This is a genomic window from Streptomyces violaceusniger Tu 4113 (assembly GCF_000147815.2).
Lineage (GTDB): Bacteria > Actinomycetota > Actinomycetes > Streptomycetales > Streptomycetaceae > Streptomyces > Streptomyces violaceusniger_A.
In genome coordinates, this window is sequence record NC_015957.1 from 9,341,021 (window position 1) to 9,366,799 (window position 25,779).

A 25,779-nucleotide genomic window follows, 5' to 3' on the forward strand; every position below is an offset into this window, starting at 1 on the left:
CGGGCCGCCGCGGCAGGCGCCCGGCGGGCCCTGACCGCCCCCGCGCGCGCCCGGCGGGCCCAGGCCGTCCTTACGGACGTTACGGACGTCTGGTGGGCCCGGGCCGACCCTGCGGGCTTCCGGTGGATCCGGGCCGACCCTGCGGGCTCCGACGAGCCCGGGCGGCCCCGCCGCCCGCCGCGCTCACTTCTTCTTCGCGCGCGGCACCCGCATGACCCCCTCCTGGATCACGGAGACGGCCAGCCGCCCGTCGGCGGTGAAGATACGGCCCTTGGCCAGACCGCGTCCGCCGGAGGCGGAGGGGCTCTCCTGGTCGTACAGCAGCCAGTCGTCCACCCGGAACGGCCGGTGGAACCACATGGCGTGATCCAGGCTGGCCCCGACGATGTCTCCGACCGCCCAGCCGCCGCGCCCATGGGCGAGCAGGATGGAGTCCAGCAGCGTCATATCGGACACATAGGTCGCCAGGCAGACGTGGAGCAGGGGGTGGTCGGCGACGCCGTCCAGTTTGCCGTTGGTCCGGAACCAAACCTGCGACTTGGGCTCGCGCGGCCGTCCGACGCTGCCGAAGGGCGGCTCGTCCACGTACCGCAGATCGATCGAGGCCCGCGCCTGGAGCATCCGCTCGGTCACCCCGGGGCCGAAGAGGTGCTCATAGCGGGGCAGCAGCTCATCGGCGGTGGGCAGGGTCAGCGGGTCCGGTACGTCCGGCATCGGCTCCTGGTGCTCCAGGCCGTCCTCGTAGAGCTGGAAGGAGGCCGAGAGATGGAAGATCGGCTGCCCGTGCTGTACGGCGACCACCCGGCGGGTGGTGAAGGAGTGGCCGTCCCGGATCCGGTCGACGGTGTAGACGATGGGCGCCCCGGGGTCGCCGGGCCGCAGGAAGTACGCGTGCAGCGAATGCGCCGAGCGGTCCTCGGGAACGGTGCGGCCCGCCGCGACCAGGGCCTGGGCGGCGACCTGACCGCCGAAGACCCGCGGTACGAGGGGGGCGGCGTCGCTGGTGCCACGGAAGATGTCCTCCTCGATCTGCTCGAGATCGAGCAGATCGAGAAGGCTCTGAAGTGCGTCATTCATGGTTCAAGCAGTCTTGCAGACCTGGATTGCGGTCCTGTTGCCGCTGCTCATGACGGTCGTCACAGCCCCATCGACTTGGCGACCATGGACCGCATGACCTCGCTGGTGCCGCCGTAGATCCGGTTGACGCGGGTGTCCGCGTACAGCCGGGCTATGGGGTACTCCATCATGTAGCCGTAACCGCCGTGGAGCTGCAGGCACTTGTCGATGACGACGGCGGCGCGCTCGGTGGTGAAGAGCTTGGCGGAGGCGGCGTCGGCGGCGGTCAGCTCATCGGCGTCATGCGCGTCCAGGGCCCGGTCCACGACCGCCTGCATCGCGTCCACCTCGGACTGGCAGTCGGCGAGCACGAACTTGGTGTTCTGGAACGACGCCACCGCCTGGCCGAAGACCGTGCGGTCCCGGACGTACTCGGTGGCGAACCGGACGGCCGCCGCGGCCTGTGCGTACGCCCCGACGGCGATACCCAGGCGCTCCTGCGGCAGATTGTGGGTGAGGTAGCCGAACGCCTTGCCCTCCTCGCCCAGCAGGTCCTCCACCGGCACCTTGACGTCGGTGAAGGAGAGCTCGGCGGTGTCGGAGGTCTTCAGGCCGAGCTTCTCCAGCTTGCGGCCGACGGCGTAGCCCTCGCTCTTGGTGTCGACCACGAGGATGGATATGCCGCTGCGGCGGTCCTCGGGGGTGGCCGGGGCGGTGCGGGCGCAGACCAGCACCCGGTCGGCCAGGACGCCGCCGGTGATGAAGGTCTTGGCGCCGTTGAGGACGTAGTGGGTGCCGTCCTCGGAGAGCTTGGCGGTGGTCTTCATGCCCGCCAGGTCGGAGCCGGTGCCGGGCTCGGTCATGGCGATGGCGGTCATCAGGTCGCCGGTGACGAAGGAGGGCAGCCAGCGCCGCTTCTGCTCCTCGTTGGCGTACTTGAGGAGGTACGGCAGGCACAGCGCGGTGTGGACGCTGCTGCCGCCGAAGCTGACCCCGGCGCGGGCGGTCTCCTCGGTGATGACGGCGTTGAACTTGAAGCTGGTCTCCCCCGCCCCGCCGTACTCCTCGGGCACCTCGATACCGAAGACACCCAGCTCGCCGAGCTTCTTGTAGAAGTCGCGCGGGGCCTGGCCGGCCTCCCGCCACTGGTCGTAGTACGGCACGACCTCGGCCGCGATGAAGTCGCGGATGGTCTCCCGGAACGCCTCGTGGTCCTCGTTGAACACCGTGCGGCGCATTGGCGCGGCCCTCCTTACGGCTGAGCCGCCGCCGCTGCGCGGACCGGCCGACCGCCGTCGTGATTCCTCAACTGATAGCTTGGCAACACTCACCTAAGCGCTTGCTCAGTGAAAGCTACCCGTGAGTCACCAGGGCTGTCCAGCCTCCTTATTCTGCCCGCCCTTCTTCTTCATGAGGCGTGGCTCGCCTCAAGAGGCCCGGGTCGCTTCATGAGGCCCGGTTCGCCCCGCCATCCACACCGTGGGCGCCGCCGAAGGCGCCGAGGGCCAGGCGGTGCAGCAGAGCGGCGGTGGCCGCGCGCCCCGGGAGGGCGCCGGGGCGGCCGAGGTGGGGCGTGGAGTTGAGCAGCCCGAAGACGGCATGGACACACGCGCGGGCCTCGGCCTCGGCGAGCCGGGGGTAGACCTCGCGCACCACCTCGACCCACAGCTCCACGTACTGCCGCTGGAGCGAGCGCACCAGCTTGCGGTCGGTGTCCCGGAGCCGGTCCAGCTCGCGGTCGTGGAGGATGATCAACGGGCGGTCGTCGATGGCGAAGTCGATATGGCCCTCGATCAGCGAGTCCAGCACCTCGGCCGGGGCGAGCCCGGCCCCCTCCCCCTCGGCGGCGCGCCGCTTGCCGCCCGTCAGCAGCCGGCCGCTGATGCCGACGAGCAGCTCGGCGAGCATCGCCTCCTTGCCGGGGAAGTGGCGGTAGAGACCGGGACCGCTGATGCCGACCGCGGCGCCTATCTCATCGACGCCGACGCCATGGAAGCCGCGCTCGGCGAAGAGGCGGGCGGCCTCCTTGAGGATCTGCTCGCGACGGGTCGGGGCGGCTGCTTGCGTGCTCATGAAATCGATTCTAGACAGCCGGGTTAGTGGTCGTTAACCTGGTGGTAACTAGTTAACGTTCACTAACGGTACCGAGCGAGGGGGCTCGCAGCCATGGAGCAGGCACCGGCGCTGCACAGCGGCGCCGACCCGGCGTCCGACGCCTGGAAGGCCAATGAGGCAGCGCACCGCGAGCTGGCCGCGCGGCTGCGCGAGAAGCTGGCCGTGGCGCGGCTGGGCGGCGGGGAGAGGGCGCGGGCGCGGCACACCGCGCGCGGCAAGCTGCTGCCGCGCGACCGGGTGGACACACTGCTGGATCCGGGCTCCCCGTTCCTGGAGCTGGCCCCGCTCGCCGCCGAGGGGATGTACGAGGGCCAGGCCCCGGCGGCGGGGGTGATCGCCGGGATCGGCCGGGTGGCCGGCCGTGAGGTGGTCGTGGTCGCCAATGACGCCACCGTCAAGGGCGGCACGTACTACCCGATGACGGTGAAGAAGCATCTGCGCGCCCAGGAGGTCGCGCTGGAGAACCACCTGCCGTGCGTCTATCTGGTCGACTCCGGCGGCGCCTTCCTCCCCATGCAGGACGAGGTCTTCCCGGACCGCGACCACTTCGGGCGGATCTTCTACAACCAGGCGCGGCTGTCCGGCTCCGGGATTCCGCAGGTCGCGGCAGTGATGGGGTCCTGCACGGCGGGCGGGGCGTATGTCCCGGCGATGAGCGACGAGGCCGTGATCGTGCGCGGGCAGGGCACGATCTTCCTGGGCGGGCCGCCGCTGGTGAAGGCGGCCACCGGGGAGGTCGTCTCGGCAGAGGAGCTGGGCGGCGGCGAGGTCCACTCCCGGGTCTCGGGCGTGACCGACCATCTGGCGGAGGACGACGCCCACGCGCTGCGGATCGTCCGCTCCATCGTCGCCACCCTGCCGCCGTCCGCGATGCGGCAGGGGTCGCCGCCGTGGGCGCTGGAGCCCTCCCAGGAGCCCGCGGTCGACCCGGCGGGGCTCTACGGGGCGGTTCCGGTCGACTCGCGCACGCCGTACGACGTGCGGGAGGTCATCGCGCGGCTGGTGGACGGCTCGCGGTTCGCCGAGTTCAAGGCCGAGTTCGGCACCACGCTGGTCACGGGCTTCGCGCGGATCATGGGCCACCCGGTGGGCATCGTCGCCAACAACGGCATCCTGTTCTCCGAATCGGCCCAGAAGGGCGCCCATTTCATCGAGCTGTGCGACCAGCGCGGCATCCCCCTGGTCTTCCTGCAGAACATCTCGGGATTCATGGTGGGCCGCAGCTATGAGGCGGGCGGCATCGCCAAGCACGGCGCCAAGATGGTCACCGCGGTGGCCTGCACCCGCGTCCCCAAGCTGACGGTCGTGATCGGCGGTTCCTACGGCGCGGGCAACTACTCGATGTGCGGCCGCGCCTATTCGCCGCGCTTCCTGTGGATGTGGCCCAACGCCAAGATCTCGGTGATGGGCGGTGAGCAGGCCGCCTCCGTGCTCGCCACCGTCAAGCGCGACCAGATGGAGGCACGCGGGGAGGAGTGGAGCGCCGAGGAGGAGGAGATGTTCCGGGCCCCGGTCCGCGAGCAGTACGAGGCGCAGGGAAACGCGTATTACGCCACCGCCCGGCTGTGGGACGACGGTGTGATCGACCCCCTGGAGACCCGCACGGTCCTCGGCCTCGCCCTTACGGCCTGCGCCAACGCACCGCTGCCCGGCCGTACGGCCACCGAGCCCGCGGCGCCCGGCTACGGCGTCTTCCGGATGTGAGGGGGATGCACCAGATGAGCCCGATGAGCCCAGTGAGCTCAACAAGTGGTCAGCGTGCGGCGAGCCCGTCGCCCGCGATGTTCGACACCGTGCTGGTGGCCAACCGCGGTGAGATCGCCGTGCGCGTCCTCCGCACCCTGCGGCGGCTGGGCGTGCGCTCGGTCGCCGTCTACAGCGACGCGGACGCGGACGCCCGCCATGTGCGCGAGGCGGATACGGCGGTGCGGATCGGCCCCGCCCCCGCCGCGGAGAGCTATCTGTCCATCGAGCGGCTGCTGGACGCCGCGGCCCGCACCGGCGCCCAGGCCGTCCACCCCGGCTACGGCTTCCTCGCGGAGAACGGGGCGTTCGCCCGCGCCTGCGCCGACGCGGGCCTCGCCTTCATCGGGCCGCCCGCCGGGGCCATCGAGCTGATGGGCGACAAGATCCGCGCCAAGGAGACCGTGCACACGGCCGGAGTGCCGGTGGTGCCGGGCTCCTCGGGCAGCGGGCTGACGGACGATCAGCTCACCGCCGCCGCCCGGGAGATCGGCATGCCCGTGCTGCTGAAGCCCTCGGCGGGCGGCGGCGGCAAGGGCATGCGGCTGGTCCGCGACGAGGCGCTGCTGGCCGACGAGATCGCGGCCGCCCGGCGCGAGGCGCGCGGGGCGTTCGGCGATGACACGCTGCTGGTGGAGCGCTGGATCGACCGGCCCCGGCATATCGAGATCCAGGTGCTGGCGGACGGCCAGGGGCACGCCGTGCACCTCGGGGAGCGCGAGTGCTCGCTGCAGCGCCGCCATCAGAAGATCATCGAAGAGGCGCCCAGCCCACTGCTGGACGAGGCCACCCGGGCGCGGATGGGCGAGGCCGCGGTGGCCGCGGCGCGGTCGTGCGGCTATGTGGGCGCGGGCACGGTCGAGTTCATCGTGCCGGGCGACGATCCGTCCGCGTACTGCTTCATGGAGATGAACACCCGGCTCCAGGTGGAGCATCCGGTCACCGAGCTGACGGTGTCGGTCGGCGGGCAGGCCGGTCTGGACCTGGTGGAGTGGCAGTTGCGCGTCGCCGCGGGCGAGCCGCTGCCGTTCAAGCAGGACGAGATCGGCTTCAGCGGCCATGCGGTGGAGGCCCGTATCTGCGCCGAGACCGCCCGCGCGGCGGCCGACGGCCGGGTGGACTTCCTTCCCTCGGCCGGCACCGTGCTGGCGCTGGACGAGCCGGCGGGCGAGGGGGTGCGGGTCGACTCCGGGCTCAGCACGGGAACCGAGGTCGGCACGGTCTACGACCCGATGCTCGCCAAGGTCATCGCCCACGGCCCCGACCGCCCCACCGCCCTGCGCCGGCTGCGCGCCGCCCTCGGCTCCCTGACCGTCCTCGGCGTGGACACCAACACCGGCTTTCTGCGCCGGCTGGCCGCCCACCCCTCGGTCGCCTCGGGCGAGCTCGACACGGGCCTGGTCGAGCGCGCGGCGGCCTCGCTGATCCCGCCGGCCATACCGGAGGAGATCTACGCGGCGGCGGCCTTGCTGCGTCAGGCGGCGCTGGAGCCCGCCGGGGCCCCCGGTGACGGCTCCGCCGCCGGACCGCGAGTCGGCGGCCCAGCGGCCGCCGCGGGGCCGGGCCCCGACGCCCCGCCGTCCGGCCGCGCCGCCGGAGGCTGGGTCGACCCGTTCTCCGTCCCCACCGGCTGGCGGCTCGGCGGCGCACCCGCCTGGACGGTCCACCGGCTGCGCGTGGCGGGCCACCCCCCGGTGACGGTCCGTGTGCGCGGCCGCGCACACGACGCGGAGGTGCGCATCGAGCAGCCCGACGACACCGCCGCCCCCGTCCCCGGTACCGACGCGGGCGAGGGCACGCGGGCGCGGCTCATCGCCCTCGACGAGGGCACCGTGCTGCTGGACCTCGGCGGGGTCACCCACCGCTTCCGCCATGCCGCGCACGGCGCGAGCCACTGGCTGGGGCGGGACGGGGACACCTGGCGCGTGGTCGGACACGACCCCGTGGAGGAGGCGCTGCGCGGAGGCGCCGCCACCGCCCACGCCGGGGAGCTGACCGCGCCCATGCCCGGCACCGTCACCGTCGTGAAGGCGGCCGTCGGCGACGAGGTCACCGCGGGTCAGGGCCTGCTGGTGGTCGAGGCGATGAAGATGGAGCACCTCATCTCCGCCCCGCACGACGGCACCGTCACCGAGCTCGATGTGACCCCCGGCAGCACGGTCGCCATGGACCAGCTACTGGCCGTCGTCACCCCGCACGAGAGCGAGGAGCGTGAGTGATGACCCTCCCCATGACCGTCCCGGCCCCCGGGCTGCCCACCCGGATCCTGATCCATGAGGTGGGCCCGCGGGACGGGCTGCAGAACGAGAAGGCGCTGGTCCCGGTGGCCATCAAGGCCGAGTTCATCCGGCGGCTCGCCGAGGCCGGTCTCACCACCATCGAGGCCACCAGCTTCGTCCATCCGAAGTGGGTGCCCCAACTGGCCGACGCCGAGGAGCTGATGCCGCTGATCGACGACGTGGCCGCCCGGCTCCCCGTGCTCGTGCCCAATGAGCGCGGTCTCGACCGCGCCCTCGCGCTGGGCGCGCGCGACATCGCCGTCTTCGCCAGCGCCACGGAGTCCTTCGCCAAGGCCAATCTCAACCGTACGGTGGACGGCGCGCTGGAGATGTTCGAGCCGGTCGTCGCGAAGGCCAGGGACGCGGGCGTGGCCGTGCGCGGCTATCTGTCGATGTGCTTCGGCGACCCGTGGGAGGGGCAGGTCCCGATCTCCCAGACCGTCTCGGTCAGCCGCCGCCTGCTGGACATGGGATGCGACGAGCTGAGCCTCGGCGACACCATCGGCGTGGCCACCCCCGGCCATGTGCGGGAGCTGCTGGCCACGCTCACCGAGGCGGGCGTCACGAACGACCGGCTGGCCGTGCACTTCCACGACACCTACGGCCAGGCACTCGCCAACACCCTCGCCGCGCTCCAGCACGGCGTGACCACCGTCGACGCCTCCGCCGGTGGCCTCGGCGGCTGTCCGTACGCCAAGAGCGCCACCGGCAATCTCGCCACCGAAGACCTCGTGTGGATGCTCGACGGCCTCGGCATAGAGACCGGGGTCGACATCGGCCGTCTCACCGCCACCAGCGTGTGGATGGCCCGGCATCTGGGCCGGCCCAGCCCGTCCCGCACCGTTCGCGCCCTCTCCCAGAAGGAGACCTGAGCCATGTCGATCGACCACCGACTCTCCCCCGAACACGAGGAACTGCGCCGCACCGTCGAGGCGTTCGCGCATGATGTGGTCGCCCCCAAGATCGGGGAGTACTGGGAGCACCATGAGTTCCCGTACGAGATCGTCCGCGAGATGGGCCGGATGGGCCTGTTCGGCCTGCCCTTCCCGGAGGAGTACGGCGGCATGGGCGGGGACTACTTCGCGCTCTGCCTCGCCCTGGAGGAGCTGGCCCGGGTGGACTCCTCGGTCGCGATCACCCTGGAGGCCGGGGTCTCGCTCGGCGGGATGCCGATCTTCCTCTACGGCACCGAGGAGCAGAAGCGCACCTGGCTGCCGGGGCTCTGCTCCGGGGAGACCCTGGGCGCGTTCGGCCTGACCGAGCCCGGCGGCGGTTCGGACGCGGGCGCCACCCGCACCACGGCCCGGCTGGACGAGACCACCGGCGAATGGGTGATCAACGGCACCAAGTGCTTCATCACCAACTCCGGTACGGACATCACCGCGCTGGTCACCGTCACCGCCGTCACCGGCCGAAAGGAGGACGGCCGGCCCGAGATCTCCTCGATCATCGTGCCGTCCGGCACCCCCGGCTTCACCGTGGCCGCCCCCTACTCCAAGGTGGGGTGGAACGCGTCGGACACCCGCGAGCTGTCCTTCGCCGACTGCCGGGTCCCGGCCGCGAATCTGCTGGGCGCGGAGGCCCGGGGCTACGCCCAGTTCCTGCGGATACTGGACGAGGGCCGGATCGCGATCTCCGCCCTGGCCACCGGGCTCGCCCAGGGCTGTGTGGACGAGTCGGTGGCGTACGCCAGGACCCGCGAGGCGTTCGGCCGCCCCATCGGCGCCAACCAGGCCATCCAGTTCAAGCTGGCCGATATGGAGGTGCGCGCCCATATGGCCCGGGTGGCCTGGCGGGACGCGGCCTCCCGCCTCGTCCTCGGCGAGCCGTTCAAGAAGGAGGCGTCGATCGCGAAGCTCTACTCCTCCGAGATCGCGGTGGACAACGCCCGCGAGGCCACCCAGATCCACGGTGGCTACGGCTTCATGAACGAGTACCCGGTGGCCCGGATGTGGCGCGACTCCAAGATCCTGGAGATCGGCGAGGGCACCAGCGAGGTCCAGCGGATGCTGATCGCGCGGGAGCTGGGCTTCGCGAGCTGAGCCTCCCGGACGGGGAGGGGGAGACAGCCATGTGACTGTCTCCCCCTCCCCCCGGGACCGGAGCCGAACCGTGCCCCCGACGGCACCGGTCTCACAGCGGTGGCCGGCCGTACGGGATCAGCATTCGTAGGCGTAGTCCGCCTTGCCCTTGGTCGCGTTCCATGTGACGGCGATGACGCGACCCGGGTTGATCTGAATGCAGTCGGGATCCCACGACCAGTCGACGGAAACGGTGGCGAGGATCTTGCTACTACAGATGTTCTTGATCTGCGCCCGGCCGGGCTTGTTGCTGTAGAGCGATGCGCAGCCGACGAACGGCCTGGCCTGAGTGGTTCCGGTCGCCGAAGGGGCGGCGGCCACCGCGGGAGTCACTCCGGCCGCGGCGAGAGTTCCGGCGGCAATCGCCACGGCGAAGGGCATCACAAAGTTGCGAGTACGAGCCATTTCCTTGCTCCCTTTTCAGTTGGTTCGTCTGAGGATGCGCCGTGTATTCATCCATCTATTCGGCGCTGCACAAGAGCTTGCTGACGCGGCGAAGCCAGGGCAACAAGGTCAGGGTGTCCCGGACAGCCTTCCGCTGTCCGGCCTGCTCAGAGCCGTGTCCGGGACATCGCCCGACCGCGTCCGGGCGCAGGTGCGGGGCATGAACAAAGGCGTGAAAGCCCGTTGCCACTCCGCACCTTGTCCGTCAGCATGGCGACCATGGGGAGCCAGGGGGAATGGGGGCCGCGCTCGGCGCGTAATGCCGCTGAATTCGTCGCGCTGCTGCGGGAGCTGAAAGAAAGGTCAGGACTGACCTATCGGCAGCTTGAGGAGCGTGCCGCCGAGCGCGGCGACGTGCTGGCACGGAGCACCTTGGCCGATGCGTTACGCCAAGACGCTTTACCGCGCATCGAAACGCTGATGGCATTCCTCCGCGCCTGCGGGGAGGAACGCCACGTCGATGAATGGCTGGCAGTCCGGGACAACTTAGCCGCCGGCCGCACAGACGTTCGCACGGAAATCGCCGAGCCGGATTCCGATGAACCGAAGAGTCCGCCCGCATACGAGCCGGAGCGGAGAGAACAGCCGCCGGAAGGCCGCCGGGGCATTCCGCGTGGTCGGCTGGTCGGCGCGATGTTGGCGCTGCTGGTCGTGGGCGCGGCCTCCCTCGCGGTGGCGATGACGAACGACGACGGCGAGCCGGAGACGCGGGGCACCGGCCCGACCGCGTCCGCCGCGCCGTCCGCTCCTCCCACGTCCACGCCCCGCCCACGCCCCCGCCAGGCACCTACCGCATCCGGTCGGTCGTCTCCTCGCTGTGCTTCTCCGAGCTGGAGAGCAAGGGCGGGGGCAATATCTTCCAGGCGGACTGCCGTCGCAGCATTCCGGTGTACGCCCTTCAGGAGTCGGAGGATGCCACCGTACGGCTCCGGTCCCTCCATCCCGTCATGGGCTACGGGTGTCTCGGCGTGGGCCAGGGCAGCTCCAAAGGAGGCACGCAGATGATGGACGACTACTGCGAGCACCGGGGCACGGCCGAGTGGTTCCGCATCCAGCGGGTCACGAAGCCGGTGAGCGGCTACCGGATCAAGGCGGTGCACTCGGGCCAGTGCGTTTCGGTGCCGGGTGGTTCGCCCCGGAAGGGCGATCCGGTGCTCCAACTGCCGTGCGCCGCCGACGACACGGGCCAGATCTTCCGCTTCGATCCGGTCCGCGCGCCGACGGCGATCCCCTCCATCACCAGCAACTGAGCACCGGTGCCCTTGGTTCACCCGACGGTGGGCCAGGGGATCTGCGGGGAGTGGTAGTACGTGATGCCCATGGCGTCCCAGCGGGGGCCCTGCGCCGCCACCCGGACCCGGTAGCCGTCCCAGTCATGTGCGCTCGCGGGGGACCAGCCGAGTTCGGCGATGCCGGGGAGGCGGGGGAAGGCCATGTACTCGATGTGCTCGCTGGTCTCGAGGGTCTCCGACCACAGCGGCGCCTCGACACCGAGCACCGAGGACGCCGGGGCGTCCTTGATGTAGGTGCCCGGGTCCCAGTCGTAGGACTGCTTCGCCTCGACGTACCCGGCCCAGTTCTGCCCCAGCGGCGTGTTGGCGTCGTACTTCATGTCCAGGTAGGCGCGGTTGGCCGGTGAGAGGATCAGCCGGGTGCCCGCCTTGGCCGCATCCGCGACCTCCTTCTCACTCCCGTCCGTCCCCCAGTACTGGGCGATCGCGCCCTTCGCGGGATGCGCACCGGTCAACTGGTGCCAGCCGATCGCCGTCTTGCCGTACTTGGCGACCACCGGCTGCACCCGGTCCATGAAGGCCACATAGTCCTCATGGCTGGTGGAGTGGGCCTCGTCCCCGCCGATGTGGAGGTAGGGGCCGGGGGTGAGCGCGGCGAGCTCGCGGATGACGTCGTCCACGAAGTCGTACGTGACGTCCTTCGGCGCGCACAGCGAGCTGAAACCGACCTCGGTGCCGGTGTAGAGCGGCGGGGCGACGCCGTCGCAGTTGAGCTCCGCGTAGGAGGCGAGCGCCGCGTTGGTGTGGCCCGGCATGTCGATCTCGGGGACGACGGTCAGCTCACGGCCGGCCGCGTAGCTCACGATCTCGCGGTAGTCGTCCTTGGTGTAGTAGCCGCCGGGGCCGCCGCCGACCTGGGTGGAGCCGCCGTGCGTGGCCAGCCGCGGCCAGGAGTCGATGGCGATCCGCCACCCCTGGTCGTCCGACAGGTGCAGATGCAGCGTGTTGATCTTGTAGAGGGCGAGCTGGTCGATATAGCGCTTGACCTGGTCCACGCCGAAGAAGTGCCGGGAGACATCGAGCATCGCGCCCCGCCAGGCATAGCGCGGCTCATCGGTGATGGTGCCGGCGGAGATCCGCCAGGGGCCCGCCTGCCGGGTGGTGCGCTCGATGGACGCGGGCAGGAGCTGCCGCAGCGTCTGGACGCCGTGGAACAGCCCCGCGGAGCCGCGCGCGGTGACGGTGATCGCGCGGCCGGTCACCTCCAGCCGGTATCCCTCGGCGCCGAGCTTCGACACCGCGGCGGCCTTGGGCGTCAGCCGCAGCCGGATGCCGTCGGCGCCCGCCCGCGCGGTGACGGGCAGCCGATAGCCGGTGGCGGGCCGCAGCACCGTCTCGAGGTAGTCGGCCACCCGGCGCGCCGAGCGCGCCGAGCCGTCGGAGCCGGAGACCCGGATGGGGGTGTCGGGGTGGATCGCGTACGAGCCCGCCGCGGGCCGTACGGACGCGGGCGCGGGCACGACCCGGTCCAGGGGGGTCGGGGCGGCCGCGGCGCCCGGAACGGAGGACGAGAGGGAAGCCGGAGCGGCTGAGGCGGAGGAGGCTGCGGTCCCCGCCCCGGCCACCACGGTCAGCAGCAGGGAACACAGAAGTCGGGCACGACGTCGTCTCACAGGGGGTCCCTTCAACGAAACGTGGCATCTTGGTTACCGCGACGCCCAGTTGCGGTCAAGGTGTAGACCAATGTGTCGCTGTGGGCCTGTCAGAATTCCCCGCATGGCGGAAATAACCCAGCCCGATGGTGCCTGGAGCTTTGACGGGGAAGCGATCCGGATCGTCCCGGGGCGGGACCGCAGCGTGCACGCCGTACGGCAGGCGCTCGGCGAACTGACGGTCCCCCTGGTGGCCTTGGCCGGTGTCGCCTACGAGCCGGGGCGCAAGTCGGGCCGGCTGCGGCTGCGGCTGCGCGAGGGGGCGGACCCGCTGCTGCAGATCACCGGCGGCAAGCTGCCGGACGCCGCCGATCCGTATCAGCTCTCGGTGGAACCGGAGCGCAGGGATCTCGCCGAGTATCTGGTCGACGAGGTCCGCCAGGGCCTGGCCCTGGATCAGGTGCCGTCCGGCCCCTGCGACCACTATGTGCTGCCCGGCCCCTCGGTGCCGGTCTCGGCTTCAGCGGGCGACGCCACGGCCTCGTTCGACGGTGAGCGGATCCGGCTGGACTGGAACTGGAAGACCGAGGACTCGAAGAAGTCCGGCGGCCCCCGCACCATCCTCCTGCCGGACCTGGAGCTGGTGGAGTGGGTCCCGGCCGCCGGGCTGGAGAACGGCCACCTCCGCTTCGTCGTGGCGAAGGCCACGGCGACGGCCGCGCCCAAGTACGACCCGCATGCCGTGGTGCTCTACGGCTTCAAGAAGGATCCACTGATGGCGCTGGTCGCGGCGGCCGTCATAGCGCGGATGCCGCATCCGGGCGCCCCGGCGGAGACGCTCCCCGCCCAGCCGCCCACCCCCGAGCCGCCCGCGGACGCTCCGCCCGCCGGAAGCGATGAGGGTGACGTGGATCACGACGCCCTGCTGCGACGGCTGCGCGAACTCGGCGATCTTCACCAGAGCGGGATCCTCACCGAGGCGGAGTTCACCACCGCCAAACAGGCCGTACTCCGCCGCTTTTCCGGCGCCTGAGCGCGCGGGCTCGCACCACCGAAGAGCGGTTTTCTCGCCATTGAGGCCCAGCCCTGCCCGATATCGGGCAGGAATGTTGCGAAACACTTCGCCGCATCGCAGTATCAACGGATGCTCGACCGCCGAATGTCCCACGATGACCTGATCGACCACCTGGTCCGCAGTACGCCGCTCAGCCGCGGCGAGGCGGGTCGGGTGGTGCTGGACGTACTGGCGTACTTCGACGAGACGACGGAGGAGTTCGTCCGGCGCCGCCACCGCGAGCTGCAGTCCGGCGGGCTGACCAACGCGGACATCTTCGAGCGGATCACGGCCGAGCTGCCGTACCGCGCGGTGGCCCCGCCCGAACTCTCGCTGCGCCAGTTGCGCCGCATCGTCTACGGCTGACGACGCCGGTCCACGGCACCGGTCCACGGCACCGGTCCACGACGCCGGTCCACGATGGCGGCCGCCACCGCCGGACACGAGCACGAGCATGCACAACCGATCAATGGGAGGGCCTGAACACCATGTGCGGAATCGTCGGATACATCGGCAAGCGCGACGTGGCACCACTGCTGCTGGAGGGGCTGCAGCGCCTGGAGTACCGCGGCTATGACTCCGCGGGCATCGCGATCCAGGGCAAGCCCGCCAAGGGTGCCCAGAGCGCCGGGCTGAAGACCGCCAAGGCCAAGGGCCGGGTCCGCGAGCTGGAGGCCAGGCTTCCCAAGCGGTTCGCGGGCACCACCGGGATCGCCCACACCCGCTGGGCCACCCATGGCGCGCCCAACGACACCAACGCGCATCCCCATCTGGACGCGGACGGCAAGGTCGCCGTCGTCCACAACGGCATCATCGACAACGCCGCCGATCTGCGCGCCAAGCTGGCCGCCGACGGCGTCGAGCTGGCCTCCGACACCGACTCCGAGGCGCTCGCCCATCTCATCGGCCGCTCCCAGGCGCCCACCCTGGAGGAGAAGGTCCGCCACGCGCTCTCGATGGTCGAGGGCACCTACGGCATCGCCGTGCTGCACGCCGACTTCCCGGACCGCATCGTCGTCGCCCGCAACGGCTCGCCGGTGGTGCTGGGCATCGGCGAGAAGGAGATGTTCGTCGCCTCCGACGTCGCCGCGCTGGTCAGCCACACCCGCCAGGTGGTCACCCTGGACGACGGCGAGATGGCCACCCTCAAGGCCGACGACTACCGCACCTACACCACCGAGGGCAGCCGCACCGCCCCCTCCCCCACCACCGTGGAGTGGGAGGCCGAGTCGTACGACATGGGCGGCCACGACACCTATATGCACAAGGAGATCCACGAGCAGGTCGACGCCGTGGACCGGGTGCTGCGCGGCCGGATCGACGACCGCTTCTCCACCGTCCGGCTGGGCGGGCTCAACCTGGACGCCCGCGAGGCGCGCGGGGTGCGCCGGGTCAAAATCCTCGGCTGTGGTTCGGCGTACCACACGGGCCTGATCGGGGCCCAGCTCATCGAGGAGCTGGCCCGGATCCCGGCGGACGCGGAGCCAGCGAGCGAGTTCCGCTACCGCAACCCGGTCGTGGACCCGGACACCCTCTACATCGCGGTCAGCCAGTCCGGCGAGACCTACGACACCCTGGCAGCCGTCCAGGAGCTCAAGCGCAAGGGCGCGCGGGTGCTCGGCGTCGTCAACGTCGTGGGCAGCGCCATCGCCCGGGAGACCGACGGCGGGGTGTACGTCCACGCGGGCCCGGAGGTGTGCGTCGTCTCCACCAAGTGCTTCACCAACACCGCCGTCGCCTTCGCGCTGCTCGCCCTCCACCTGGGCCGGATCCGCGATCTCTCGGTCGCCGACGGCAAGCGGATCATCGCCGGGCTGCGCAAGCTGCCCGAGCAGATCGCCGAGGTGCTGAGCGGCGAGGAAGAGATCAAAAAGCTCGCCGCGGAATATGCGAATGCAAAGAGCATGATGTTCGTCGGACGGGTCCGCGGCTACCCGGTGGCGCGCGAGGCGTCCCTGAAGCTGAAGGAGGTCTCCTACGTCCACGCCGAGGCGTACCCGGCCTCCGAGCTCAAGCACGGGCCGCTCGCGCTGATCGAGCCCGAGGTGCCGACCGTGGCGGTCCTGCCGGACGACGACCTGCTGGAGAAGAACCGCGCGACGCTGGAGGAGATCAAGGCCCGCAGCGGCCGGATCCTGGCCGTCGCCCACCGCGAGCAGGAGAAGGCGGACCACACGATCGTGGTACCCCGCAACGAGGTGGAACTCGACCCGATCCTCATGGGCATCCCGCTCCAACTGCTCGCCTATCACACGGCGCTGGCGCTCGGCCGGGACATCGACAAGCCCCGCAACCTCGCCAAGTCGGTGACGGTCGAATAGCCCCGCGCACCCGCGCGACCTCGGCGAATCCCTCCGCGCACCCCTTGGCGGTCCCCCGCGTGTGCCACCACGCACGCGGGGGCCGCCTCCCCTTCGCCGGCGTCGCCCTATTACGCCGGCGGCTGGCCGGCGCGCGGGAACCGTCACTTCCCGCGCGCCGGCACGATCGAACCTTTTGTACCCCTCACAAACGCACAATCCACCTCTACGCGCGGGTAGGTTTGTCCGTTGTCAAGATGAACTTGACGCCATCTCACCTGCGGTCAAGGGGAGTTGAGGGTGTCCGGTTCCAGGCGTCCGCGCCAAGTCGCACCGACGGCAGAGGTTTTGGGCTGAACAACCGCGCTTGACGAAACAGGCGCCGGGGCACGGCGCACGGGGGCACGGGGACTTGGAGGGGCCGGGAAGGCCCGGAGAAGCCGCTCAGGGGCGCTCAGCGGCGCTCGGGGACACGTGGAGCGCCTTGGAGCGCCCTGAGACACCAGGAGGCACGGAGGCACCCGGTGACACTCAGGAGATGCTCAACGGACGCCCAGGGGGCGCCCAGGGAATGCCCAGCGGACGCTCAGGGGTGCCCAGCGGACGTCAGGGGACGCCCAAGAGACGCCCAAGGGAGGCTCAGCCGATGCTCAGGGGATGACGATGACGGGCCGCTGCGCCCGCCGGGCGAGCCGCCCCGCGACCGAGCCGAAGATCCGCCCCACCAGCCCGTGCGTGGAGCCCACCACAATGGCGTCGGCCGCGTACTCCCGGCCGACCTCCTCCAGCTCATGGCAGATGTCCCCGCCTCGCTCGACGAGGATCCAGGGCACCTCGGAGAGATGATCGGCGCAGGCCAGCTCGAGCCCCAGCACCTCGGTGCGGTGATCGGGGACGTCGACGAAGACCGGCGGCTCGCAGCCCGCCCACACCGTCGTCGGCAGCCGGTTGGCCACGTGGACGATGATCAGCCCTGAGCCTGAGCGCCGGGCCATGCCGATGGCGTAGGCGAGGGCGCGTTCGCTGGACATGGAGCCATCGAATCCCACCACAACACCGTGCTGGAACGCTGGATCGCAGGAATGACGTGTTTCTTCCGCCGCTTCGGGGGTCGCCATGTGATCGGCGACCCGCTTGCGGTCCGCGGGTTCGGGGATTTCGTGACCGGCCATCGGTGTCTCGGCGAAGGATGTCCTCGTGCGGAGGGATCGGCGGGGGCTCAGGTTGGGGGTTGTCGGGGGACTTGAGCTCCGCTGGAGCTCGGGGACGATCTCGAGGGGTCGAAATCCGTCCGGGATTCATCTTTCCAAGCCCTTACCCCCAAGGGTACGGCGGCATTCACCACCTGCCCAGAGGTAGCCACGGGAGCGGAGCCGCCCGAAGCGTTCCCCGGAGCATGCCGGAGGGCGGCCCGTAACGCAATGCCCCAAGTGGTCCCCGCCACGCCCGGGCCACGGCCTGGTGCCCGGGCCGGCCGGACCGCCTCGGTACGCCGCGCCGCCGCCCGGCAGTGACCTGGGGGCGGGCCGGGCGTTGTAGTAGCGGCAGCCGGTGCGGCGGCCCCGGCCCGACCCGCTCACCTGCCCGGATCCCCGGCCCGGCGCCCCTCCCCACCCCCGCGCGGAGCGCCCTGCCGACATCTCGCCGGCCGCTCGAGAGGAGCCTTGCCCGTGTCCGTCGCCCGCGAGTACGACGCCCCCGGCGGCATCCCCGGCGACACGGCCGGGACACCCGGACGGCCCCATATTCCAAGCCTCGCTCGAGCCCCGGTCCAGCCCACCGCTAGCGACGCGGTGAGCGAGGTGATCCGCTGGGCGGCCTTCGGCTGTGCCGTGGTCCCCGTCGTCCTGCTCATGTGCGGATTACCCGTCGGCGGCGCCCTGGGGGCCGGTGCGGGCCTCGCCGCCGTGACGGCCGCCAGCCGCGCCCTGCTGCGCCATTCCGAGCGCACCGCGGCCCGGCTGGACGCGGACGGCGCCAGCCCGCACCGGGGCCGCCACGGCCGTACGGGGATCGGCGCGCACCGGGGCGGCCGCCGCGTCTGAAGGACGCGCGAAGGGACCGGGGCCGGGGACGCGGTCCGTAGCGCTCCGTACACTCAGCGCTGATGGAGCGCCGCTGGAGCGTCGCTCGAGCCCGGAGGATGTACGAGCCGGCCGTACGCCGGTCGCATGACGCATCCGTACGCATGCGCCCGCTTGTTTTGAGCCAACTTCCGGCCACACTTCTTCCCTTGGCAAACGCCGTGCTCAACACCCGTCCGGCCAGCGTGGAAAGGGGTCAGCGGCGCACGTACCCCCTACGGGAAGTGGGTGTCCGCACAAGGCGTACTTCACAGCGAGGGCTACGAGTGCAACGCTTCGTGATCGAATGCTTCGCGCCAAGTTCCCATGTCGACATAGTGGCGGGTGGTGAACTGGTCACGGCGACCACACGCGACACAGTAGATTCGATCTTGGCCATGACCGGCGGGGGAACCGTTCAGGACCGAGGGGAAACGTGCAGGACCGAGAGGACGCGACCACCGAGGGGGGCTTAGTGCCATGAGCCAGGACTCCACGACCGTACCGGAGACCTCGCGCAAGCTCTCCGGACGCCGGCGACGAGAAATCGTCGCGGTGCTGCTGTTCAGCGGCGGCCCCATCTTCGAAAGCTCCATCCCGCTCTCCGTCTTCGGTATCGACCGGCAGGACGCCGGAGTCCCTCGGTACCGATTGCTGGTGTGCGCGGGCGAAGATGTGCCACTGCGAACGACTGGCGGACTGGAACTGACCGCACCATACGGCCTGGAGGCACTCTCCCGGGCCGGCACCGTCGTCGTACCGGCCTGGCGGTCGATAACCCAGCCGCCACCGGCCGCCGCGCTCGACGCGCTGCGCCGCGCGCACGAGGAGGGCGCGCGGATCGTGGGCCTGTGCACCGGGGCCTTCGTACTGGCCGCCGCCGGGCTGCTGGACGGCCGCCCGGCGACCACCCACTGGATGTACGCGCCGACGCTCGCCAAGCGCTATCCGTCGGTCCATGTGGACCCCCGCGAGCTCTTCGTCGACGACGGCGACGTACTGACCTCGGCGGGCACCGCCGCCGGGATCGATCTGTGCCTGCACATCGTGCGCACCGACCACGGCGCGGACGCCGCCGGCGCCCTCGCCCGGCGCCTGGTCGTCCCGCCACGCCGCAGCGGAGGGCAGGAGCGCTATCTGGACAGGTCGTTACCAGAGGAGATCGGGGCGGATCCGCTCGCCGAGGTGGTGGCGTGGGCGCTCGAGCATCTGCACGAGCAGTTCGACGTCGAGGCCCTGGCGGCGCGTGCCTATATGAGCCGCAGAACCTTCGACCGCAGGTTCCGCTCGCTCACTGGGAGCGCTCCACTGCAGTGGCTGATCACCCAGCGGGTGCTGCAGGCGCAGCGGCTCCTGGAGACCTCCGACTACTCGGTCGACGAGGTCGCCGGCCGCTGCGGCTTCCGTTCGCCGGTCGCGCTGCGCGGGCACTTCCGGCGGCAGCTCGGGTCCTCCCCGGCCGCCTACCGGGCCGCGTACCGCGCCCGCAGGCCCCAGGGCGGGCCGGCGGAGCGTACGGACCGCCCCGACCGGCTGGAGCGGGCCGACCGGCCCGACCGCGCCGAGGTGATCGAGCCCCGCTCGGGCGACCACTCCCTGCCGCTGCGGCGACAGGGCCCGCCCGGCGGTCCCACCGGTCACTCGGGGCATCCTCCGCACCACCATCACGCTCCGCATCCGGACCCTGGCAAACCGGAGTCGGACTCCTACGCCCCACGCCTGCCCGAACAGGCCGCAGGCCGCGCTCCGGGCCGCCCGTCCCTGCCCGGCCAGCGGGAACGCCCCGTAGGGTGAGACGTATGAACGATCGCATGGTGTGGATCGACTGCGAGATGACCGGGCTCTCGCTGGCGAACGACGCGCTTATCGAGGTGGCCGCGCTGGTCACGGACTCCGAGCTGAACATCCAGGGCGAGGGAGTGGACATCGTTGTCCGGCCCCCCGCGGAAGCGCTGGTCACCATGCCCGAGGTGGTGCGCGACATGCACACCACCTCCGGCCTGCTCGCCGAGCTCGAGGGCGGGACCACGCTCGAGGACGCCCAGGACCAGGTCCTGGCCTACATCCGCAAGCACGTCCCCGAGGCCGGCAAGGCCCCGCTGTGCGGAAACTCGGTCGGCACCGACCGAGGCTTCCTCCTCCGGGACATGCCGACGCTCGAGAGCTACCTCCACTACCGGATCGTCGACGTCTCCTCGATCAAGGAGCTGGCCCGCCGCTGGTATCCGCGGGCCTACTTCAACAGCCCCAAGAAGAACGGCAACCACCGCGCGCTCGCGGACATCCACGAGTCCATCGCCGAGCTGCGCTACTACCGTGAAGCGATCTTCGTCCCCGCGCCCGGCCCGGACTCGGACACGGCGAAGACCATCGCGGCCAAGCACGTCCTGCCCGCCCGGCAGACCTGACCCGGGCCGGCCCGACCCGGTGCTCGCTCCCGACACCCCGAAAGCCGGGAGCGAGCACCCCTTCGGACCCTGTACACTTTTTCTCGGCCGGTGCGGAAAGCGCCGGTCATGGTGGGTATAGCTCAGATGGTAGAGCACCTGGTTGTGGTCCAGGATGTCGCGGGTTCGAGTCCCGTTACTCACCCTCTACGAAGTGGCCGCTGACCTGTGAAAACGGGGCAGCGGCCACTTTCGTCCCTCCCCGTGGCCGCGCCCGGAGTCAGTGCAGGGCCTCGATGGCCTTAAGGATCAACGCCCGCGCCTCGGCCCCGTACACGGCATGTCGGTGCAACTCTCCGAACGCCTTGAGGTACTGCACCACCTCGTCAGGCGCTGTGATCTTCACGGAAGCCGACAGCGGCTCATGGTCCACGCGTTCGTCGTCAAAGACCGTGAACGACTCAATGGGCCACATGATCCGCTCCGCAGAGGCCGGGATGATCCCCAGCGACACCGAGGGCAGGTCCATCGCCGAGAGCAGCGATCCCAGTTGTCCGGCCATCACGCCCGCGTCTCCGAGCCGGTATCGGAGCACCGTCTCTTCCAAGAGGATGGCGAAGGTGCGCCCGGATTTCCGGATGATGGCGGAACGGTCCATGCGGGCAGTGACCGCGTCGTCCACATCGTCGGGTAGGCCACGGAAGGTGGCGATGGCGCGGAGGAGCGCGGTGGCGTAGCCGGGGGTCTGCAAGAAGCCGGGAACCACGTTGGAGCAGTACACCTTGAAGTGCCTGGTGCGCCCGAACAGTGGCAGATTTGCCTTCTGGAGCTGCTTGAGCCCGGTGCGCTGGAGGCGCTTCCACTGGACGTACATGGAATCGGCCTGGCGATTTGCCGCGACCAGGGCGGGCGCCTGCTCCTCGGTCTCACAGGCACGGCACCAGGCCCGGAGATCGTCGTCGGAGGGCGCGGTGCGGGCGTTCTCTATTCGCGAGGATTTCGCCTCGCTCCACCCGCACCGGACTGCCAATTCTCGTTTGGTAAGCCCCGCGTCCAGTCGGATCTCGCGGAGCCGCGCGGCGAGCGCTTCACGCGCGGCCTGCACGCTGGACGAGGGGGAACTGGGTGGCATGCTCTTCTGTCGTCGTCGTACTTAGCGGATCTCATACTGGTCGTGCGGCACGGCGTGCTCCCAGATGCTCTCAAAGGCGGCCGCGTTGCGCTCGACGAGTGCCCTGTCGTCGAAGAATTCCTCGCCGAGCCAGTCGCCGTTCCCTGAGAAGTCGTGGACTCGGATCACCTGGTTGTCGAAGATCCAGAAGTCGCAGCCGGGCATCAGGAGGTCGGCGGTTCGGCGACGGGGCAGCCACCGCACTTGTTCGCCCGCTTCCACGTTGGCGCGCGTCTGGTAGTGCTCCCAGCGGATGTAGTCGCTGACCGGTTCGGAGACGACCCGGGCACGGCGTACCACCACGCCACGGGCTACGGCGTCCGCGATGTCCTGGTGGAACGGACGCCACCAGGAGGTGCGGTCGTCCCAGTTGACGCGCTCGCCTTTCTGCCATCCCTCGAAGCGCGGGTTGCTGTAGTACGTGTCCCGCATCTCCAGGTGGACGGCGGACCGCTTGGCGTTGGCCAACTGCTCATCGAACGACGTCGGGATGCTCGATGGCATCACATGCCTCCCTCAGAATGTGCACCATGCGCACGGGGATCCGCACGACTGCCTCGTAGTCGGGCAGCGGCCCGGTGGACCGCACCTCGTCCTCCAGTTCCTCGCCTGCCTTCCATCCCTGGAAGACGAGTTCCTTCTTCTCGTCGTCCACCCACACGCGGGGACAGTTCTTCTCGTCGGTGTCCGGATCAATGCCGATGAACCGTAGCGCCACGATGCCCTCCAACGCTCTGATGCTTACACGGACTTGCACCACCGTGGGCTCTTCGAGAGAAACCGTCAAGGGCGCGCAGTGGCATCGGAGCTCGTGAGAAAACTCGGGTGCAAGCTGCTGCAAGTTCATGGCGCCTGCAAGGCCCAGGTTCGTAGCGTCAGCGGGTACGACGAAACCCCGGCGAGGCGGCGGAGCCTCCCGGGGCGCGGCCAACGCCACAAGGAGCGCAGCATGGCCACCTCTACGACCCAAGCCCTCCCGTGGACACCGCCGAACAAACAGGACATCGAGGCGTTACCGGTGGGCACATGGTGGGACGCCATCGACGCGCCCACCCCTATCGCCGACCGCGCCCTGGAATTGCTCGGCGGCCGATCCGGCGCCGTCATCCAGGACGGCCTCTACGGCAAGACGTACTGGCTGATCGGCATCGACACCGCCCGCAGTTGGTGCATCCGCCAAGTCCGCGTCCTCACCACGCTCACCGACGAAGGCACCCTCCTTGGCGTACCGCCCGCCGCCTGGGGGCCCGAGCACCGGACGCACTGGCGGATCCCGCTCGGCCCGGACCGGTATCTGACCGACACCAATCACCTGGCCCACGCCCTGCGCCAGGCCGTTGACGAAGTCCTCGGCCCCGCACCGGACGGTCGGCAGCTCTGCTATCGCTGCCAACTGCCCACCGACGAGCCCGTCCCGGTCGCGATCGAGCACAGCGGCAGTGTCGCCGGCCACACCGTCTACGCCTGCCCCACCCACGCCCGGGACTGCCCGGCCGATGCCGTGGCCCAGGCCGCCGCCATGCGCCGCGCGCTGCAGCAGGGCAGGACCCGATGACGACCGCCGAGCAGACCGCCGACCCGTTCGCCGACGAGGCGTGGGGCGGGCGAACTCACAGGAGGCCCACGCTTGCCCCCTCCAGCCCTTGAGGAGCGCACTTCCCTGCCCTGCTCTGCTCTGCCCTGGCGGTGACACCGCCATCCCATCGGATTCCCCGGCCGGTCGCTGTCTCCACAGCGCCTGTGGCCGAGAAAGAGCAGGCAATGCGAACCTCAGCACGCCGCACCAGTCGCGTCCTCGTACTCATCCTGGGCGCTGTAACGACACTGACCGCCTTGTCCGGCAGTGCTTCGGCCGACGGCATGGACGCCCCGTACGCCCGTGCCGCCGCGAAGGTGGCGCAGGACGCCACCGTCCTCGCATCCAAGAACGTCGCGTCGGTCACCCGGGGGTCCGGGACGACCGCCGCGGGCGTCTACTGCGTCAAGGTCTCGGATCCCAACGTCGTCGAGGACCTGGCCGACGCGGCGATCGTCGCCACGCTCAACAACTTCCGGGGCGAGATCACCGCCATCGGCGCACCACATGCATACTGCGGCCGCGCCACGGATGCCATCACAGTCGTGACCAGCAACAGCAGCGGCGAACCCGCGGACAGGCCGTTCACCGTCGCCGTGCTCTAGCCTCACTCCCTCGTCGAGGGCCTGACTGGCGTCGGGCCCTCGACACGATCCCCGACCCTGCTCAGCGGCTGGCGACGCTCAGGTCAGGCTCCCTCGGGAGTGATCAGGCAGAAGGGATGGCCGACGGGGTCCTCGTAGACGCGGTAACCGATCGGCTTGTCCGAACCATCCAGCAGCGTCGCACCGAGGGAGAGCACCTGGGCCTCAGCCGTATCGAGGTCCGCGACCATCACGTCGATGTGCATTTGCTGAGGGCGCGCGGAATCCGTCCAGCGCGGCGCGCGAAAGTCGTCTACCCGCTGGAAGGCGACCACCGGGGCGCCCGCCGCGTTCTGGAGCACGACGAATTCGCCGGTGTCCGCCTGCCGTGAGAGCGACAGCAGCTTCTCGTAGAAGCCAGCGAGTTCATCCGGGTCGGGGCAGTCGATGACAACGGTGTACAGGCGTCCGATCATCCGGCTCACTCTGCCACTGGCCCGCGAGCGGGCCAAACGGCCGGTGCCCAACCCAAGGTTGAAGAGCAAGCTCAGTGCGTGCTTCCGAACTTCCGGCGTTGTCCCCTGCCCCGATGGTTCCGTTCGCGTTTCGGTCACCGTGACCGTTCAGCGAACGACGCCCCTCTCCAGCTCCTGCCGTCCCATCGCACTGACCTGCCATTTCGGGGTTCGGAAATACGCACTGACGACCCCACCAAGCCCCGCCCATGTGTGTCCGGCGTCAGCTCGGCAGCGGAAGCTCCGCGAGCATCACGGCGAAGAGCGGAGAGTCCGGGAAGGGCTGGCGCTCCCCCACCTTCCGGAAGCCCCAGGACTCGTACAGGGCCTGTACCCGGGGATGTTCGGTGTCCACGAGCAGGACCGCAAGGACCTCGTCCCGCCCTGCCATCAGCGTCCGGGTCAGCCGCTCGGCCAGTCCCTGCTTGCGCCACTCCGGGATCACGGCCAGCTCGGAGTACGCGAAGGTCAAGTCCTTCTCCGGCGCCGGGTCGAGGTACTCGCGCCACCACTCACGACCGGGGCTGGCCGGGGCGCCGTACGCGAAGCCCACTGCCTTGTCGCCGTCGAACGCGATCACGCAGGAGAACTCCGGGTTGCCGCCCCAGTGGTCCACGAACCAGGAGAAGCGCTGGTTGAACTCGTCGTCCATCGCGTTCGCATAGGCGTCTGCGTGTACGTCGATCAGCGTCTGGCGGATCTCCGGGAGGTCCGCGTGGGTGAAGTGGCGGACGTCCAGACCAGCGGCACTCAAGATCGACTCCATTCGGATCGGTAGCGGTCTCCCCACTCTCGGGCGATGCCCGCGTCAGGAGCGAGAGTGATCAAGTCGCGGTAGTAGTCACCGAGAAGTGAGCGCATTCGGCCAGGGATCGCGCTGGCGCATGCGACCGTACTGACGACGCTACGAAACGGGCCCGGCAGGCAACAGAGCGCGATTGAGTCACCGACCGGCGTACGGTGACTGACTGCGGGGCGCAGTCAGTCACCGGTGGGCGGCTTCACGGCCCACCGTTGTACCTGGCCCGACGGGCCCGTGCGTTCGCGTCAGTCCCGTGTCGCGCCCTCTGGCCAGACTCTCTCCACGGGCACACCTGTCCTCTCCGCGTAGGACACGACGTCCGCGGTGCCGCCGTATCCGCGAGCGGGTTGTCCGTCCCAGACGGCGATCAGCCTGTCCACCACGCCCACGAGGATCTCGCTGCCCGCTTGGTGGGCCTCCGAGGTGGACTCCTTGAGGCCGGTCGAATGGATCTCGGAAGCGCGTATGAGCAGGGCGTCGTAGGTGGGGTGGTGCCAGGTGGGGAGGCCGGCGCGGTACTCGTCTGCCGGGATCACCACTTCGATCCGACCTCTGTGGTCCAGAACGAACTGGGCGAACCAGGAGTCCGGACCGTCCGCGATGCACGAGACCGCGATCAGATCATCGCTGCCGTACTTCCGGACCACTTCCGCGAGAGCGGTACGAACCAGGTTCTCGCTGTGCTTGGGCAGCCCCCGATGGCCGGTGATCCCCAGTCGCATGGC

Annotated in this window: 25 protein-coding genes and 1 tRNA gene; 14 read left to right on the forward strand and 12 right to left on the reverse strand. The window is 70.3% G+C overall.

Annotated elements, in window-relative coordinates:
* Positions 1-183: 183 nt before the first annotated feature.
* The 3 genes from STRVI_RS38020 to STRVI_RS38030 all read right to left on the reverse strand — a co-directional run bounded on the left by STRVI_RS38020 (position 184) and on the right by STRVI_RS38030 (position 3,129).
* The gene (locus STRVI_RS38020; protein ID WP_014060879.1) at positions 184-1,077 is read right to left on the reverse strand and encodes an acyl-CoA thioesterase; all 894 of its coding nucleotides are present in this window, start codon (positions 1,075-1,077) and stop codon (positions 184-186) included.
* A 59-nt stretch (positions 1,078-1,136) separates the two neighbouring features.
* On the reverse strand, positions 1,137-2,294 hold the full coding sequence (locus STRVI_RS38025) for an acyl-CoA dehydrogenase family protein (RefSeq protein WP_014060880.1): 1,158 nt from the start codon (positions 2,292-2,294) through the stop codon (positions 1,137-1,139).
* A 208-nt stretch (positions 2,295-2,502) separates the two neighbouring features.
* Positions 2,503-3,129, reverse strand: coding sequence for an SACE_7040 family transcriptional regulator (locus tag STRVI_RS38030; protein WP_014060881.1), 627 nt, complete (start codon positions 3,127-3,129; stop codon positions 2,503-2,505).
* Between the two features lie 93 nt (positions 3,130-3,222).
* Here STRVI_RS38030 and STRVI_RS38035 point away from each other — a divergent pair, with 93 nt between their 5' ends.
* The 4 genes from STRVI_RS38035 to STRVI_RS38050 all read left to right on the forward strand — a co-directional run bounded on the left by STRVI_RS38035 (position 3,223) and on the right by STRVI_RS38050 (position 9,235).
* Positions 3,223-4,875: a carboxyl transferase domain-containing protein gene (locus tag STRVI_RS38035; RefSeq protein ID WP_014060882.1), complete on the forward strand. Its 1,653-nt coding sequence runs from the start codon at positions 3,223-3,225 to the stop codon at positions 4,873-4,875.
* 77 nt (positions 4,876-4,952) lie between these two features.
* A complete protein-coding gene (locus STRVI_RS38040) occupies positions 4,953-7,133 on the forward strand; it encodes an acetyl/propionyl/methylcrotonyl-CoA carboxylase subunit alpha (protein WP_043237183.1) in 2,181 nt (726 codons plus the stop codon).
* Positions 7,133-8,065: a hydroxymethylglutaryl-CoA lyase gene (locus STRVI_RS38045; RefSeq protein WP_014060884.1), complete on the forward strand. Its 933-nt coding sequence runs from the start codon at positions 7,133-7,135 to the stop codon at positions 8,063-8,065. The genes STRVI_RS38040 and STRVI_RS38045 overlap by 1 nt, the downstream gene beginning before the upstream one ends.
* Before the next feature lie 3 nt (positions 8,066-8,068).
* Complete coding sequence (locus STRVI_RS38050) at positions 8,069-9,235, forward strand: acyl-CoA dehydrogenase family protein (RefSeq protein WP_014060885.1); 1,167 nt, start codon at positions 8,069-8,071, stop codon at positions 9,233-9,235.
* Positions 9,236-9,352: 117 nt separating this feature from the next.
* On the opposite strand, the gene STRVI_RS38055 is transcribed toward STRVI_RS38050, so the two are convergent.
* Positions 9,353-9,679 carry a hypothetical protein gene (locus STRVI_RS38055; protein ID WP_014060886.1) on the reverse strand — a complete coding sequence of 109 codons (327 nt, stop codon included), beginning with the start codon at positions 9,677-9,679 and terminating at the stop codon, positions 9,353-9,355.
* Positions 9,680-10,719: 1,040 nt separating this feature from the next.
* Here STRVI_RS38055 and STRVI_RS38060 point away from each other — a divergent pair.
* Complete coding sequence (locus tag STRVI_RS38060; RefSeq protein ID WP_014060888.1) at positions 10,720-10,968, forward strand: RICIN domain-containing protein; 249 nt, start codon at positions 10,720-10,722, stop codon at positions 10,966-10,968.
* Positions 10,969-10,985: 17 nt separating this feature from the next.
* Here the strand turns inward: STRVI_RS38060 and STRVI_RS38065 are convergent, their stop codons facing one another.
* Positions 10,986-12,623, reverse strand: coding sequence for a beta-N-acetylhexosaminidase (locus STRVI_RS38065; protein ID WP_014060889.1), 1,638 nt, complete (start codon positions 12,621-12,623; stop codon positions 10,986-10,988).
* Positions 12,624-12,726: 103 nt separating this feature from the next.
* On the opposite strand from STRVI_RS38065, the gene STRVI_RS38070 reads away from it, so the two are divergent.
* The 3 genes from STRVI_RS38070 to glmS all read left to right on the forward strand — a co-directional run bounded on the left by STRVI_RS38070 (position 12,727) and on the right by glmS (position 15,977).
* Positions 12,727-13,635 (forward strand): DUF4429 domain-containing protein, encoded by a 909-nt coding sequence (locus STRVI_RS38070; protein WP_043237188.1) that lies wholly within the window; start codon positions 12,727-12,729, stop codon positions 13,633-13,635.
* 111 nt (positions 13,636-13,746) lie between these two features.
* The gene (locus tag STRVI_RS38075) at positions 13,747-14,022 is read left to right on the forward strand and encodes a hypothetical protein (protein WP_037953108.1); all 276 of its coding nucleotides are present in this window, start codon (positions 13,747-13,749) and stop codon (positions 14,020-14,022) included.
* Positions 14,023-14,144: 122 nt separating this feature from the next.
* Positions 14,145-15,977 (forward strand): glutamine--fructose-6-phosphate transaminase (isomerizing), encoded by a 1,833-nt coding sequence (gene glmS, locus STRVI_RS38080; RefSeq protein ID WP_014060892.1) that lies wholly within the window; start codon positions 14,145-14,147, stop codon positions 15,975-15,977.
* A 629-nt stretch (positions 15,978-16,606) separates the two neighbouring features.
* Here glmS and STRVI_RS38085 read toward each other — a convergent pair.
* Entirely contained in the window at positions 16,607-17,128 is a 522-nt protein-coding gene (locus STRVI_RS38085; RefSeq protein ID WP_014060893.1) for a universal stress protein, read from the reverse strand.
* A 498-nt stretch (positions 17,129-17,626) separates the two neighbouring features.
* Between STRVI_RS38085 and STRVI_RS38090 the strand changes: the two genes are divergently transcribed.
* From STRVI_RS38090 to STRVI_RS38105, 4 genes are all read left to right on the forward strand, one after another.
* Positions 17,627-18,001, forward strand: coding sequence for a hypothetical protein (locus tag STRVI_RS38090; protein ID WP_014060894.1), 375 nt, complete (start codon positions 17,627-17,629; stop codon positions 17,999-18,001).
* Positions 18,002-18,499: 498 nt separating this feature from the next.
* Positions 18,500-19,813 carry a helix-turn-helix domain-containing protein gene (locus tag STRVI_RS38095; RefSeq protein WP_014060895.1) on the forward strand — a complete coding sequence of 438 codons (1,314 nt, stop codon included), beginning with the start codon at positions 18,500-18,502 and terminating at the stop codon, positions 19,811-19,813.
* 5 nt (positions 19,814-19,818) lie between these two features.
* Complete coding sequence (orn, locus tag STRVI_RS38100; RefSeq protein WP_014060896.1) at positions 19,819-20,427, forward strand: oligoribonuclease; 609 nt, start codon at positions 19,819-19,821, stop codon at positions 20,425-20,427.
* Positions 20,428-20,538: 111 nt separating this feature from the next.
* Positions 20,539-20,611: transfer RNA gene (locus STRVI_RS38105), tRNA-His, on the forward strand.
* 75 nt (positions 20,612-20,686) lie between these two features.
* Here STRVI_RS38105 and STRVI_RS38110 read toward each other — a convergent pair.
* Genes STRVI_RS38110 through STRVI_RS38120 form a run of 3 tightly spaced genes read right to left on the reverse strand, consistent with a single transcriptional unit; the run spans position 20,687 to position 22,295 of the window.
* Positions 20,687-21,538: a helix-turn-helix domain-containing protein gene (locus tag STRVI_RS38110; RefSeq protein ID WP_014060897.1), complete on the reverse strand. Its 852-nt coding sequence runs from the start codon at positions 21,536-21,538 to the stop codon at positions 20,687-20,689.
* A gap of 21 nt (positions 21,539-21,559) precedes the next feature.
* Positions 21,560-22,081, reverse strand: coding sequence for a DUF6879 family protein (locus STRVI_RS38115; protein ID WP_014060898.1), 522 nt, complete (start codon positions 22,079-22,081; stop codon positions 21,560-21,562).
* On the reverse strand, positions 22,050-22,295 hold the full coding sequence (locus STRVI_RS38120) for a hypothetical protein (RefSeq protein ID WP_014060899.1): 246 nt from the start codon (positions 22,293-22,295) through the stop codon (positions 22,050-22,052). Before STRVI_RS38120 ends, STRVI_RS38115 begins: the two co-directional genes overlap by 32 nt.
* A 231-nt stretch (positions 22,296-22,526) precedes the next feature.
* On the opposite strand from STRVI_RS38120, the gene STRVI_RS38125 reads away from it, so the two are divergent.
* Positions 22,527-23,132 (forward strand): hypothetical protein, encoded by a 606-nt coding sequence (locus tag STRVI_RS38125; protein WP_014060900.1) that lies wholly within the window; start codon positions 22,527-22,529, stop codon positions 23,130-23,132.
* Positions 23,133-23,338: 206 nt separating this feature from the next.
* Positions 23,339-23,758 carry a hypothetical protein gene (locus STRVI_RS38130; RefSeq protein ID WP_167543257.1) on the forward strand — a complete coding sequence of 140 codons (420 nt, stop codon included), beginning with the start codon at positions 23,339-23,341 and terminating at the stop codon, positions 23,756-23,758.
* A gap of 83 nt (positions 23,759-23,841) precedes the next feature.
* Here STRVI_RS38130 and STRVI_RS38135 read toward each other — a convergent pair whose 3' ends face one another.
* The 3 genes from STRVI_RS38135 to STRVI_RS38145 form a co-directional block, all read right to left on the reverse strand.
* A complete protein-coding gene (locus STRVI_RS38135) occupies positions 23,842-24,213 on the reverse strand; it encodes a VOC family protein (protein ID WP_014060903.1) in 372 nt (123 codons plus the stop codon).
* A 262-nt stretch (positions 24,214-24,475) separates the two neighbouring features.
* Positions 24,476-25,006, reverse strand: a complete 531-nt coding sequence (locus STRVI_RS38140) for a GNAT family N-acetyltransferase (protein ID WP_014060904.1) — start codon at positions 25,004-25,006, stop codon at positions 24,476-24,478.
* A 293-nt stretch (positions 25,007-25,299) separates the two neighbouring features.
* Complete coding sequence (locus STRVI_RS38145; protein ID WP_014060905.1) at positions 25,300-25,776, reverse strand: hypothetical protein; 477 nt, start codon at positions 25,774-25,776, stop codon at positions 25,300-25,302.
* Between the last annotated feature and the right edge of the window lie 3 nt (positions 25,777-25,779).